The sequence below is a fragment of the Spirillospora sp. NPDC048819 genome (assembly GCF_040650055.1).
Lineage (GTDB): Bacteria > Actinomycetota > Actinomycetes > Streptosporangiales > Streptosporangiaceae > Spirillospora.
The window spans coordinates 1-13793 of sequence record NZ_JBEZGN010000007.1; the positions used below are offsets into that span (position 1 = coordinate 1).

Sequence of the window (13793 nt, forward strand, 5' to 3'; positions counted from 1 at the left end):
CCGCCCGCCGCCAAACCTCCTGGGCCCAAGCCCGCGAACTGGCCGCCATCGCCGAACTCACCCAACGCCGCACCACCCAGGCCACCACCCAGGCCACCACCGAAGCCGACACCGAAGCCGACGGCGACCCCGGCTACCGCACCCTGACCGCGCACGAAGCGGTCACCGAAGAAGTCGCCGCCGCGCTGACCGTCACCGGCAACACCGCCGCGACCCTGATCCACCTCGCCGAACAACTCACCGGCCCCCTCGCCCACACCGGCGCGGCACTGGAAACCGGCCGGATCGACCTGCCCAAAGCCCGCGTCATCTGCGACACCACCCAATCCCTCCCCGAACACCTCACCCAACGGGTCGAGGCGCTGGCGCTGCACAAGGCGCCCACCCAAACCACCGGGCAACTACGCCGCCGCATCAAACGGATCACCCAAAGGCTGGCCCCCGAAGCAATGCAGGAACGCAAACGCGAAGCCCTGCGGCAACGGCGCCTGGAACTGTGGGACACCGCCGCCGGAACCACCGACCTCGCGCTGTGCGACCTGGCCCCTGAACACGCCCACGGCATCTTCAACAAAATCACCGCCGCCGCGCACGGCCTGCGAACAGACGGCGACACCCGGCCCCTCCACCTCATCCGCGCCGACCTGGCCGTCCACCTCCTCAACGGCACCCCCCTCCCCGCCGCCACCCACGCCCTCCGCACCCAAACCACCCAACCCGACACCAGCACCCCAGCACACAACAACACGGCCCACGACAGCACCGCCGACGCCAGCACCGCCGACGCCAGCACCGCCAACGCCAGCACGGCAAGCGGGCCGGTGGACGGGGACGAGGTCGTGCACCGGCCGGTCGCGGTACTCGACCAGCGGGCCACCCACCCGCGCGGCCGCGCGTCCGCCACCGGACCTCCCGCCGCCGCCGGCAACCCGCTCGACCAGGCCGCAGACCGCACAGCGGGTGGGGGACACAACGCGACTCAAGACGGCAGCGCCACCAGGACAACCGGAAACAACACAGCAGCCAGGCACCACACATCGAACGGGCGGCAAACGTCGAACGGGCACCACACCTCAGACGAGGCACCCCCCGCCCGCACCCCCAACGGAGTCACGCACCGGCCGGTCGCGGTACTCGATCAGCAGGCAGCCGACCCGCGCGGCCGCGCGTCCGCCACCGGACCCCCGGCCGCCGCCGGTAACCCGCTCGACCAGACGACAGACGGCGCGGCGGGCGGGCCGGTGGACGGCGACGGAGTTGCGCACCGGCCGGTCGCGGTACTCGACCAACGGGCTACCGACCCGCGCGGCCGCGCGTCCGCCACCGGACCCCCGGCCGCCGCCGGCAACCCGCTCGACCAGACGACAGACCGCACGGCGGGCGGGCCGGTGGACGGCGACGGAGTTGCGCACCGGCCGGTCGCAGTGCTCGACCAGCGGGCCACCCGTCCGCGCGGCCGCGCGTCGGCAACGGAGCGCCCGGCCGCCGTCCGCAACCCGCTCGGCCAGGCTCCAAGCCGCACGGCGGGTGGCGGACACAAGGCGACCGAGGACGGCAGCGCCGGGACGACCAGAAACGACACAGCAGCCGGGCACAGCAGGTCGGACGATGCCCTCGCCGCCTCATCCACGCCGCTGACCGGAACCGCCGACGACGACGCGCCCGGCGCGGACACGGCGGACACGGCGGACACGGTCATCGCGGGACTGGCGGCCATGGTCAACCGGCGCCTCACCCACCTGCGCGACCGCACCCCCGCCGCCGCACTGCCCGCCGCGACCAACCAGGCGATCCAGCAGATCACCGACCGGCTCGCCCCGCAACGCGACGCGACCTGCCAAGCAGACGCCGCACGACACGGTCGGCCCGGCTACCGGCCACCCGCCACCCTGCGGCAAGAGATCGAAGAACGCCACACCACCTGCGTCTTCCCCACCTGCAACCAGCCCTCACACCGCTGCGACCTCGATCACACAGTGCCCTGGCGGCCCGGAATCACCTGCCGCTGCAACCTGGCGCCGCTCTGCCGAAGACATCACCGCCTCAAACAAACCCCGGGCTGGAAACTCCACCACATCTGGCCCGGCCTCCTGATATGGACCACCCCAGCCGGCGCCTGGTACATCATCCGCCCCGACCGCCAGTAGAGGGTTCTCCCGCTGTGCTCACCGGCGCCGGACGTGTCTCGCGAGGTGGGCATCTCGCCCTCGTTCCCGACTGGCTGATCACGCCGGGCCGTTACGGGGCGGTGCGCCGCGCGTACACCTCGATCTCGATCTTCATGCGGAGATCGGCGAGTCCGCACGTCAGCATCGTGGCGGCAGGCCGTACTTCACCGAAGGCGCCGCGCAACACCGGCCAGCAGGGCTCGAAGTCCGCGCGGTCGGGCAGCAGGTACCGCACCCGTACGACGTCGGCGAAAGTGCAGTTCGCCTCGGCCAACGCGGCCTCGATGTTACGCAGGCACTGTGCGGCCTGCTCCACCACGTCGTCGGAGATCGTCATGGTGGCGTAGTCGAACCCGGTCGTCCCGGACACATGCACCCAGTCGCCGTCGACCACGGCGCGGGCGTAGCCGATCTGCTCCTCAAACGTCGAGCCGCTGAGGATCGCACGTCGCTCTGTCATGCACAGAACACTAAGCAGTTCGTTCCAGGTTCCGATCTTCGCGAATGCCGGCGTCTCGTGTGAAGTGGGTCACTGCACTGCGTCGTGCACACAGGACTTGCGGCGGGCTTGGTGCGTTTCCGGTGGTGACCTGGGCGTTTGCAGGTCGGCTGGACGAAACCCCACCTCCGCGACCCCCAGGCCGCCGACCGCCCTTGCCCGGCACCTCGTCAACGACCTCCGCCAGCCCTGGGAGAGACCGGCCAACCTGGCAGATTCACCCCCGCCCGCGTCCGCAGAGGGTTTCAGACCACCACATGAGGCACTCCAGCCAGCCCGTGCACAAAAGCCTTCCGGCCTTGGTCGGGGACGACACTCGAATCACGCAATCGCCCTGCCCAGCGCCACGACGTCGGCCGCATCCTGGCCACCAGCAATGCGTCTGCTTGAGCAGCCGGAACGTGTGCTCAAGATCGAATCGGCGCAGGGAGGCTTGCCAGAGCCCGTCAACGTCGGCATCGGTGGCGTCGGTGCTGGAGCACCAGAGTCAGACGGGCTTGGGGGCGGCGCCGGACGGCAGGTGGTCGACCTGCGGGCGGACCACGGTTCCCTCCATGATGGGCAAGGCGTCGCCGAAGTCTTCCCACGCGGCCCGGCGGGCTGGCCGGAGGTGCAGCCGGTCCCACGCTTGAGCGTGTGCGGGGCCGTACCGGGTGGTGACGGTCTCGGCCTGCGGGGGACCCCAGTTGCCGGGTCACCGAAAACGAACTGCCTGCTGCGCTTGGGCGGACGTCCGCCGTAGGGGTTGTGGACGCACAGCAGGTTGGAGCGGTGCACCACGCGGGTCAGACCGCATCCTGCGCGGGACCTTAACCGGCAGGCGACCAGGAGGAAGGTCGTACGGGGAAGCGTCGCAGCCAGCGTCCACCATGATCGGGATGTCGGGGCCGTTGGACTGGTGCTGCCCGGCGGCTAGCTAGCGGCCGCTCGACCTCCCGTGTAGCTGGGCGGCTGTCAGCGTGGCGACGTCGGCTCCGGGCTCCAGGCGAACGGCGTCCAGCAGTGCCGTCCACGAGGTGAGGCCGGTCTCCAGCGCGGCCACGAGTACGGTCAGCCCGGGATCAGCAGATGGTTGGTCTCCCGCGCCCATAGGTATGGCAGAACGACCGGTCCGGGCAGGTCGCGGAGTCCGGTCACCAGCCACGATGTCGGGGGCCAGCACGATCCGCCCGTCGGCGGCCCGCGTCAACGGCAGAGCGGCCAGCGCGAATCGCAGCCGCGCTCCCGTCCACCCGCCCATGGTCAAGGCCGTCGTACAAGGCTCCGTGGCCGAGGCGATGGTCGGGCACCAGTGCCAGATCCACCAGCGTCTCACTGACCCGTCGGTGCACAACACCGCCTCGGCTGGCTCGAACAGCTCATCGGTTCGCGCCGTCGGACACCGGTGGAACTCCCCGCGGAACCCCGACACCGTGGTCGGCGCAGCATGATCTGCGCCAAGATTGTTGGCACCGCTTGGCCAGCCGTCCCACGTGGCCGAGTGGGCATCGCGGTCACACCTTAACGTCGCAGCTCATCTACCAAGGCCCAGCAGCAACAAATCACTTTGAGCACATCGGTCACCGTAAGCAGTATTGGCCCGTGACCAGCAACGAGGGCGACGCAGACGCGGTTCAGGTCCCGTCAGGCCCCACGGGAACCTTCGTCCGGTTCAGCTCGTGCCGGCGTCCCTACGGTGACGACGTGCTGATATTCACGGTCGAGGCCGAAGGGCCGGGCCTATCGGCAGCCATCGGTGTCACGACCGTTGCCGGTGACGGATTGGTTGAGTTCCTACAGTCGCTGGACGACGACTTCCGAGGCTGGCCGGGCAAACGAACCTGGACCTCGCTCGCCAACGAGCTCGAACTATCCGCCACTCACCAAGGCCAGTCCGTCGACCTTCAATGGACCCTGCGGTTCCCCCAGGAACCTGGGACAGGCGTCCGATGCTGGATTGCGACCCTCACCTCTCTCTTCAGCCTGGAGAAGACCTGAAGGCCATGACCGCCGACATCCAGCACTTCATCAGCTCCGGTATGCGGTAGAGCGCCATTAATGCCCGCTAAACGACACGAACGCGCATCGGGCCTGGGGTTATGGAGATTTCGCTGGCGGGCGGCGTGTGCCAGGGGTCTGCGCCCCCTCGGTGCGGTGGTAGCGATGTGGTGCCTGCAGGGTTCGGTTGATCGCTATCTCAGGAGTCGAGCACAGCGGCGATGGCTTCGATTTCCACGAGTTGATCGGCATAGCCCAGCACTGTGACGCCCATCAATGTGCTGGGAACGTCGTGATCACCGAAGGCGGCTCGGACTACCTCCCAGGCGGTCCCCAGGTCCTGCTGCCTGCTGGACGCGACGAGAACCCTGGTGCTGATGACGTCATGCAAGGACGCGCCGGAGTCCGTCAGGGCGGTCTGCATGTTTTCGACGGCCTTCGCCGCCTGGCCTGCGTAGTCTCCGACCGCCGCCGTGGATCCATCCTTGTTCAGCGGGCAGGCCCCGGCAAGGAAGATCAGGCGAGATCCGGCGGGTGCCGTGGCCGCGTAGGCGTACTCGGCGACGTCAGACAGGGAGGACGAGCGGATCAATGTGACGGCACGGCCCATGGTCGTTTCCCTTCGATTCAGGCAAGAATATGGCCACCATGTCAAAGGATCCTTCGTTGCGCCTCAGGTTATCTGGCCGGGGAGCCTTGTCGCTGAGCTTGTTGTTTAGCCAGTTCGGCGGGGTTTGGCGCCCTTCTTGTGGTGGGTGGGCGAGCGTTTGCCGGGGGTCAGCGTGGTCGGTTCAGTCGGTTTCTCCTAGGGGCGGCGCAGGTTGACGGTCAGGGGCCGGGCGAGTCGGAGTCGGCGTCCGTTGGTGTTCCTCGACGTCGACGGGCCGCTTCTTCCCTTCGGGGATGACCCGCGGCGCGAACCGGGATACACCGCTCCAGACTCCCGTTTGGCGCGACTCAACCCCCAGATGGGGCTTCGGTTGGCGGCGCTGCCATGCACACTGGTCTGGGCCACCACCTGGGAAGACGAGGCGAACACCGAGATAGCCTCCCGGATCGGGCTGCCGACGCTACCGGTCGTGAAGTGGCCGGAGCCGTCCGACGCGCACGACCGCGAGGACCAGTGGTTCGGGCTCTGCTGGAAGACCCGGACCCTGGTGGAATGGGCCGACGGACGTCCGTTCGCCTGGGTCGACGACGAGATCAGCGACGCTGATCGGGACTGGGTGTCCGCGCACCATCGCGGCCGAGCCCTCCTTCACCATGTCCAGTCGTTCCGGGGGCTCACCAGCGAGGATTTCGCAGTCCTCGGCCAATGGCTACGAGTGGCGTGAACCATTGATGATCCACAGGATTTGACAATCAGGGGCTGGGTGGGGCTCCGGTCTTTTCGTAGAGGTGGCAGGCGGTTTGTGTGCCGTCGGTCAGCTTTTGCAGGACGGGGGTTTTCGTGTGGCAGATGTCCATGACTCGTGCGCAGCGGTTGCGGAATGAGCAGCCCGGCTCGCCGCGTTCGATCGTCGTGTTCCCGTGGCGGTTGGGTTCGTAGTTCGTCCGGCGTGAGCGGCGCTGCTCGCGGCCGTCGGGGTGGGTGGACGGGCTGGCCGCCAGCAGGGCGCGGGTGTACGGGTGCTTCGGCGAGTCGAAGAGGGCGTGCACGGAGGCGAGTTCCACGAGCCGGCCGGCGTGCATGACGGCGATGCGCTGGGAGAGGTGGCGGACGATGCGGAGGTCGTGGGCGATGAACAGGTAGCTCATCCCCGTCGATTCCTGGAGGTCGGCGAGGAGGTTGATGATCTGGCTCTGGGTCGACACGTCGAGGGCGCTCACGGCCTCGTCGCAGATGACCAGGCGTGGATCGAGGGCGAGGGCGCGGGCGATGGACACTCGCTGGCGCTGGCCTCCCGACAGTTCGGCGGGGTAGCGGCTCAAGTGGGCTCGGGACAGGCCGACCCGCTCGAACGCCTGGGCTGCGGCGGCGGTGCGTTCCGTGCGGTCGCCCAGGCCGTGGCGGCGCAGCGGGACCGTCACCGCCTGGGAGACGGCCTGGCGGGGGTTGAGTGAGGACATCGGGTCCTGGAACACCGCCTGGACGGCGCGCCGGTAAGTCAGCGGGGTCCGGCGGCCGAGCGCGGTCACGTCGAGCCCGTCGAAACGGATCGTGCCGCCCGTGACGTCGACAAGGCGCAGGAGGGCCCGCCCGACCGTGCTCTTGCCCGATCCGGATTCGCCGACAAGGCCGAGTGTTTCGCCGGGGCGCAGGTCGAAGCTCACCGCGTCGACGGCCTTCACCAGGTGGCGGCGCAACTGCATCGCCCGGCCCGACTCGTAGCCCACCGTCAGGTCGTGGACGCTGAGGAGGTGCTCTTCAGTGCCTTTCACCGATCATCACCTCCAGGGTGAGGTCTTTCGCGCGCAGGCAGCGCACGTCGCCGGTCATCGGGACGGGCTGCTCCACGCATGTGTCGCGGGCGAACGCGCAGCGGTTCGCGAAATGGCAGCCGGGCGGCCACTCGCCCGCGAGCGGGACGCCGCCGGGGATCGTCGCCAGGCGGTGCATCTCGGCCTCGGCGGAGGGGTCCGAGGCCAGGAGGGCGGCGGTGTAGGGGTGGCGCGGTCCGTCGAACAGCTCCCGCACGCCGCCCACTTCCACGATCTGGCCCGCGTACATGACGGCGGCCCTGTCGCAGCTCTCGGCCACGACACCGAGATCGTGGGTGATCATGAGGATGGCCATGTCGAGTTCGTCCCGCAGGCCGAGCAGGAGGTCGAGGACCTGGCCCTGGGTCGTCACATCGAGGGCCGAGGTGGCCTCGTCGGCTATGAGGAGGCGGGGTTTCGCTGCGAGAGCCATGGCTATCGCCACTCGCTGGGCCATTCCGCCGGAGAACTGGTGCGGGTAGTCGTCCAGGCGGCGTTTCGGGTTCTCGACGCCGACGCGGTCCAGCAGTTCGGCGGCCCTTTCCCGGGCGGCCGACCGCGACATGCCGAAGTGCACGCGCAGCGGCTCGCAGAGCTGCCGGCCGATGGTGTGGACGGGCGACAGGGCGGTCATCGGGTCCTGGAAGACGACCGAGATGCCGCACCCGCGGACCTTGCGCAGTTCCCGTTCGGGAAGCCCGGCGATGTCGCGGCCGTCGAGCAGGACCGAACCGGACGCGAGCCTTGTGGCGGGCGGGAGGAGGTTGAGCACCGCACGCGCGAGCATGGACTTCCCCGAACCGGACTCGCCGACCAGGCCGACCACTTCGGCACGGCGGATCGAGAGCCAGACGTCCTGGACCAGGGGGACGGGGTCGCCCGCGGTGTCCAGTTCGACGGTCACGCCCTGGACGTCCAGGACGGTGCCGGTTTCGGCCGGTGCCTTCACCGTGACGTCCTTGGCCACGGGCGGGCGCCGGTGGGTCCGGCGGCGGGTGGCGGGCCTGCGGCGGCCACCGGCCAGGACGTCGTTGACGCCGTCGCTGAGGACGTTGAACGCGAGCACGGTCACGATGATCGCCAGTCCCGGCGGGAAGGCCAGGAAGGGCTGCCGGCCCTGCTCGTCCGCGGCGACGCTGAGCATCCCGCCCCAGCTCGGGACGCCCGTCTCCAGTCCGAGGCCGAGGAAGCTCAGCGCCGACTCCACCACGGCCGCCGCGCCCATGAACATGGCGGCCTGCACGATCAGCGGTCCGGCGAGGTTCGGCAGCACCTGCCGGAACATGATCTCCGGGGTGCCGAGGCCCGCCACGCGGGCGGCGTCGAGGTACACCTTCTCGCGTTCGGCGAGCGCCACGGCGCGCGTCGTCCGGGCGAAGGTCATGCAGAACATCAGCCCGATCGCCAGCATGAGCGTGCCGAGGCCGCGGCCGAGGATCGCGATGACGGCGAAGCCGAGGAGGATGCCCGGCAGCGCTTCGGAGACGTCGATCGCCCGGGAACCGAGCCGGTCCCACCAGCCGCCGAAGTAGCCGAGCGCCAGTCCCAGCGGCACGCCGATCGCCATCGCGATCCCGACCGAGCCGAACGCCACCAGCAGCGAGACCCTGGCGCCGTACAGCAGCCGGCTGAGGGTGTCGCGGCCGAGTTCGTCGGTGCCGAGCAGGTGGTCCGCCGACGGGCCGAGGAGAAGCTCGGCGTAGTTCTGCTCCAGCGGGTCGTACGGGGCGACGAGCGGTGCGGCGGCCGCCAGCGCGGTCAGCACGAGGAGAAACGCAGCGGTTCCCACGATCACGGGACGGCGCGCGATGCGCCGCAGCATCCCGGCGGACGACGGAGTGGACGCGATCTCGGTCCCCGTCTTCAGGGGTTTGCTCATTGCGGACGCACCTTTGGATCGAGGAGGCCGTAGCCCACGTCGATGAGCAGGTTCAACGTGATGACGATGCAGGCGATCAGCAGGACACCGCCCTGGATGACGGGGAAGTCCTTGCCGACCACGCTCGTCAGCAGGAGGCCGCCGACTCCGGGGAACGCGAACACCGTCTCCACGACGAAGCTGCTGCCGAGCAGGATGCGGAAGCTGAACCCGGCCGTCGCCAGCACCGGGACCATCGTGTTCTTGAGCGCGTAGCGCAGGACGATCCGCCTGCGCGGCACCCCCGCGGCGGTCAGGGTGTCGATGTAGGGGGAGGCGAGCGCCTGGACCATCGCGGTGCGCGTCTGGCGGGCGATCATCGCGGCGGTGCCGATGCCGAGCGCGAGCGAGGGCAGGATCAGCCCCCGCAGCCATGCCGACGGGTCCTCGGTGACGGGCGTGTAGGCGACCACGGGCACCCACCCCAGCTCGATGGCGAACAGGAGCGAGAGGACGAGTCCGAACCAGAACTCAGGGATGGCCAGCCCCACGGACGTCGCCGCCCCGACGATCCGGTCCGGCAGACCGGACCGCACGCCGGCGAGCACACCGAGGCCGATCCCGATGACCAGCGAGACGACCATTCCGCCGAAGGTCAGCGACAGGGTGGCGGGCATCCGCTCCATGAGCAGGTCCGTGACCGGCAGCGACAGCGCGTAGGAGATGCCGAGGTCGCCGCCGAGGAGGTTCCAGAACCAGTCGCCGAGCCGTTCGAGGGCCGGCCGGTCGAGACCGAGCTGCGCCTCGACCTCCTTGATCCGCTCCGGTGTCGCGCTGGCGCCGAGGATGGCCGCCGCCGGGCTGCCGGGGACTAGGTAGGTGAGCGAGAAGACCAGCAGCGACACGGCCGCCAGCTGCGGCACGGCGAGGACGAGGCGGTACGCGATGAGCTTCCTCATCGGCGGTCCCGCCCCGCCGCCCGTCGCGTGATCATCGCTCGACGCGTGATCACCACCGGCTACTCACCCTTCGGCCGGAGGTTCTTGTAGTCGACCATGTGCGCCTCCCAGGGCTGCGAGGGTGCCGTGACCCCGTCCACGCGCTTGGACTGCCAGGCGATCAGCTCGTCACCGGCGACGTGGCCGCAGGTCAGCGCCTCGTCGGAGATGATGCGCGTGACCTGCCCCCACAGCTCGGCCGCCTTGGGGGAGGTGCCCGCCTTGATCGCGACGTCGGCGGCGCGCTTGAGCTCCTCGCTCTCGGCGCCCGACGGGTTGCCCGGTGCGTCGGCGGCGAACCACGCCTTGTACCAGTCGTAGGCGGTGAGCTCGTCGTTGCTGCCGAGCCCGAGCGCGTACTTGCCGCTGTTCCACGTCGAGAAGAACTGCGGAGGCGGCGCGACCTGCACCTTGACCTCCATGCCGATCTCGGCGAGCTGCGCCGCGTACACCTGGTTCTGCTTCTCGGTGAACGGAGCGGCGAGCACCGTCGCCTTCACGGGCGGACTGCCCGCCTGCTCGTACAGCTGCCGGGCGCGGGCGAGGTCGTGCTTGTAACCCGGAATCGCCGGGTTGTAGCCGCTCTCTCCTTCGGAGAAGTGCTGCGTCCTGGGCTTGAAGTCGGGCTCGACCTTGGCGAGCGCCTGGGTGTCCAGGGCGTAGCACGCGGCGCGGCGCACGTTGACGTCCTCGAAGACGCCGCCGGGGCCGCGGTCGAAGAACATCGGGTTGTTGCGGATCGCGGGGTAGCTGAGCGTCTTGACGCCCGGGGTGCCCTTGAGGCGGGACTGCTGCGCCACCTCGGTGTCGGTGATGTCGATCTCTCCGCGGGCGAGCGCCCCGGAGGCCGCGGTGTCGTCCGGGATCGCGTAGAGCTCGATCGTCTTGAACCCGACGCTCTGCGAGCCGCCCCAGTACTTCGGGTAGAACTTGAAGGCCATCCGCGTCCCCTTGGACGAGGACTTCGGGTCGTACGCCCACGGGCCCGTGCCGACGGGGTGCTGGGCGACGGTGCCGGCGGCGATCGCCTTCGGGCTCGCCATCGGGGTGGCCCGGGTCGACAGCGTCGTGAGCAGCGACGGGGTCGGCTCGGAGAGGTTCAGCCGGACCGTGTGGTCGTCGACGACGTCGATCGACTTGATGACCTTCAGCGGTCCGGCGAACGGCCCCTTGCTCTTCTGGACGGTCTCCAGGTTGACCTTGACGGCCTCCGCGTTGAACGGGGTGCCGTCGTGGAAGAAGACGTCCTTGCGGAGTTCGAGCGTCAGTGCCTTGCCGGTCTGCTCCCACTTCGTGGCGAGCACCGGTGTGACCTTGCCCTGCGCGTCCAGCGCGACGAGGTTCTCGTACGGCACGCGCATGTATCCGGCTTCCATTTCGGCGCCGGGCGCCCAGCTGTCGGGGAAGCCGCCCCAGTTCACCGACAGCGCGTCCGACGCCGCGCCGCTCCCCGAACCGCCCCCGGAGCCGCCCGAACACCCCGCCAGGACCAGAGTGGCGGCGGCGAGGGCGGCGATTATCGGTTTCTTCGTTGTTCTGGTCTTTCCTGCTTGCGTCTTCATCGCGGTGGGATGCCTCCTCGGCCGGGGCACTCAGGGGGTGGGCGATCGGATCGGTGAACCTCTCCGATGAGCGGGGCTTCATGCTCCAACCCGGGAACGCCGCTATCCAGTCGAGGACTCGCAAGTTTAGGATGCGTGCTCCGTACGCGTGAGCACGGAAAACACGGATCTGTACGGAAAATAAGGGGGGACGGCTACACCGGGTAGCCGTCCCTGTTGAACGTGGCGTTGTTTCGCGGGTGTCGCGGGTCGCGGGGTCGCGGGGTCGCGGGGAGATCAGAGTACGGTGCCGAACGATACGGAGCGTTCGACCAGGCGCGGGCGGACCGTCCCCAGGATGTGCTCGGCGAAGTGCTCCGACCTGGTGTGCGCCTTGAAGGCGGCCTCGTCGGCGTACTGCTCGTAGAGGATGAACGCGGCCTCCTCGCCGGCGTCCGCGTGGACGATGTAGGCGAGGTTGCCCGGCTCCCGCAGCGTGTGCTCACGCATTTTCAGCAGCGCCTCGCCGATGAGGTCGGCGTCTTGGGGTTCGCCCCGGTAGTGGGCGACGACGGCATAAGGCATGAGCCGATCTCACCACGGAGGGGCACGTCGGCAGGGTGCGGAGCGTGCAAGCAATGCATGCGTCGATCTCACCACGGAGGGGCACGTCGGCAGGGTGCGGAGCGTGCAAGCAATGCATGCGTCGATCTCACCACGGAGGGGCGCGTCGGCAGGGTGCGGAGCGTGCAAGCAATGCATGCCGCAGAGCACGTGGTCGGTTCCTGCCCCGCTTCTTATCGTTGTCCATCAATGCGTGGTCTCCCGTTGAAATCCCTACCGGTCTTTAGGAGCAGTGCGATGTCCGTTCAGCCGATGGAGACTCTGTCGGGAGGCCGCTGGGTCGGCGCCGAGACGTGGGTGGACGTGTTCGACCCCACCGACGTCCGCGCGCCCGTCATGAGGGTCCCCGCCCTGACGGCCGAGGCCGTCCGGGGCGTGTACGACGCGGCGGAGACGGGTTTCGGCGTCTGGCGCCGGACCTCGCCGTTCGACCGCGCCCGCGTGCTGACCGACGCGGCCGTCCTGCTGCGGGAGCGGGCCGCGGAGATCGCCGCCGCGGTCGTCACCGAGAACGGCAAGACGCTCGCCGAGGCCGGCGGCGAGGTCCAGAAGGCCGCCGACTTCCTTGAGTACTACGCGTCCAGCGCTCGGAACGGGTACGGGGAACTGTTGCACGACGCCCGCCCCCAGACCCGCGCCGGGTACCAGCGGGAGCCGGTCGGGATCGTCCTCGCGATCACGCCGTGGAACGATCCGCTGCTGACCCCGGCCCGCAAGCTCGCGCCCGCCCTCGCGGCCGGCAACGCGGCGGTGCTGAAGCCGGCGACGGAGACTCCGGGATCGGCGTTGCACTTCGCGCGGGCGCTGCACGACGCGGGCCTCCCCGCCGGGGTGCTGAACGTCGTCACCGGGCGGACGTCGGAGATCTCCGACGTGCTGCTGGACGACCCGCGGATCGCCGCGGTCACCTTCACCGGCGGCAACGAGGTCGGTGAGCGGCTGCGGGTGCGGTTCGCGGCCCGCAGCGTCCGGTTCCAGGCGGAGATGGGCGGCAAGAACGCCTCGGTCGTCCTCGCGGACGCCGATCTGGAGGCCGCGGCCGCCGCCGTCGTCGCCGCCTCGTTCGGGCAGGCCGGGCAGCGCTGCACCGCCACCAGCCGCGTGCTGGTCGAGCGGGCCGTGTACGACCGGTTCACCGAGATCCTGCGGGTGCGGGTCGCCGGGCTGCGGCTCGGCCCCGGCAAGGACCCCGGGACGGTGGTCGGCCCGCTCGTCAGCTCGTCCCACCGCGACGGCGTGCTCGACGACATCGCCCGTGCCGTCAAGCAGGGCGCCCGCGTCGAGGCCGGCGGGGACGCCCCGGACTCCGGCGATCTCGCCCACGGCTGCTACGTCACCCCGACGGTCCTCGCCGACGTCACGCCGGAGATGGACGTCTGGCGGCAGGAGGTGTTCGGCCCGGTGCTCGCGCTGCGGCCCGTCGGCGGCCTGGACGAGGCGATCGCGGCGGTCAACGACTCCGACTTCGGGCTCGCCGCGGCGGTGTTCACCCGGAATTTGAACGCCGCCTACCGGTTCATCGACGAGGTCGACTGCGGCCAGATCGCGGTCAACACCACGACCTCCGGCTGGGACGTCCACCAGCCCTTCGGCGGATTCCGCGACTCCGGTTCGCCGTTCAAGGAGCAGGGGGCGGAGGCGCTGCGCTTCCACACCCGCGTCAAGACGTACGCGATCGACTTCGGGGTATGAATGCCCGGGCCCTTC

At 69.7% G+C, this 13793-nt stretch carries 11 protein-coding genes; 4 read left to right on the top strand and 7 right to left on the bottom strand.

Annotation, left to right across the window (positions count from 1 at the left end; genetic code table 11):
- Nucleotides 1-2147 (top strand): DUF222 domain-containing protein (locus tag AB0C35_RS12225; RefSeq protein WP_358453727.1); only part of this gene is annotated, 2147 nt, incomplete at its 5' end.
- A 91-nt stretch (nucleotides 2148-2238) separates the two neighbouring features.
- Here the strand turns inward: AB0C35_RS12225 and AB0C35_RS12230 are convergent.
- On the bottom strand, nucleotides 2239-2628 hold the full coding sequence (locus AB0C35_RS12230) for a RidA family protein (RefSeq protein WP_358453730.1): 390 nt from the start codon (nucleotides 2626-2628) through the stop codon (nucleotides 2239-2241).
- Nucleotides 2629-4248: 1620 nt separating this feature from the next.
- Between AB0C35_RS12230 and AB0C35_RS12235 the strand changes: the two genes are divergently transcribed.
- Entirely contained in the window at nucleotides 4249-4644 is a 396-nt protein-coding gene (locus tag AB0C35_RS12235) for a DUF6228 family protein (RefSeq protein WP_358453733.1), read from the top strand.
- A gap of 199 nt (nucleotides 4645-4843) precedes the next feature.
- On the opposite strand, the gene AB0C35_RS12240 is transcribed toward AB0C35_RS12235, so the two are convergent.
- Nucleotides 4844-5254 carry a Rid family hydrolase gene (locus AB0C35_RS12240; RefSeq protein WP_358453736.1) on the bottom strand — a complete coding sequence of 137 codons (411 nt, stop codon included), beginning with the start codon at nucleotides 5252-5254 and terminating at the stop codon, nucleotides 4844-4846.
- Nucleotides 5255-5507: 253 nt separating this feature from the next.
- Between AB0C35_RS12240 and AB0C35_RS12245 the strand changes: the two genes are divergently transcribed.
- Nucleotides 5508-5978, top strand: a complete 471-nt coding sequence (locus AB0C35_RS12245) for an HAD domain-containing protein (RefSeq protein ID WP_358454447.1) — start codon at nucleotides 5508-5510, stop codon at nucleotides 5976-5978.
- A 28-nt stretch (nucleotides 5979-6006) separates the two neighbouring features.
- Here the strand turns inward: AB0C35_RS12245 and AB0C35_RS12250 are convergent, their stop codons facing one another.
- The 5 genes from AB0C35_RS12250 to AB0C35_RS12270 form a co-directional block, all read right to left on the bottom strand.
- Complete coding sequence (locus tag AB0C35_RS12250) at nucleotides 6007-7026, bottom strand: oligopeptide/dipeptide ABC transporter ATP-binding protein (protein ID WP_358453739.1); 1020 nt, start codon at nucleotides 7024-7026, stop codon at nucleotides 6007-6009.
- A complete protein-coding gene (locus AB0C35_RS12255; protein WP_358453742.1) occupies nucleotides 7013-8944 on the bottom strand; it encodes a dipeptide/oligopeptide/nickel ABC transporter permease/ATP-binding protein in 1932 nt (643 codons plus the stop codon). Before AB0C35_RS12255 ends, AB0C35_RS12250 begins: the two co-directional genes overlap by 14 nt.
- Nucleotides 8941-9882 (bottom strand): ABC transporter permease, encoded by a 942-nt coding sequence (locus AB0C35_RS12260; RefSeq protein ID WP_358453744.1) that lies wholly within the window; start codon nucleotides 9880-9882, stop codon nucleotides 8941-8943. Before AB0C35_RS12260 ends, AB0C35_RS12255 begins: the two co-directional genes overlap by 4 nt.
- 59 nt (nucleotides 9883-9941) lie before the next feature.
- A complete protein-coding gene (locus tag AB0C35_RS12265; RefSeq protein WP_358453747.1) occupies nucleotides 9942-11483 on the bottom strand; it encodes an ABC transporter substrate-binding protein in 1542 nt (513 codons plus the stop codon).
- Between the two features lie 276 nt (nucleotides 11484-11759).
- Nucleotides 11760-12047, bottom strand: coding sequence for a putative quinol monooxygenase (locus AB0C35_RS12270; RefSeq protein ID WP_358453749.1), 288 nt, complete (start codon nucleotides 12045-12047; stop codon nucleotides 11760-11762).
- Nucleotides 12048-12323: 276 nt separating this feature from the next.
- Here AB0C35_RS12270 and AB0C35_RS12275 point away from each other — a divergent pair, with 276 nt between their 5' ends.
- Nucleotides 12324-13778 (top strand): aldehyde dehydrogenase family protein, encoded by a 1455-nt coding sequence (locus AB0C35_RS12275; RefSeq protein WP_358453752.1) that lies wholly within the window; start codon nucleotides 12324-12326, stop codon nucleotides 13776-13778.
- Nucleotides 13779-13793 lie beyond the last annotated feature (15 nt).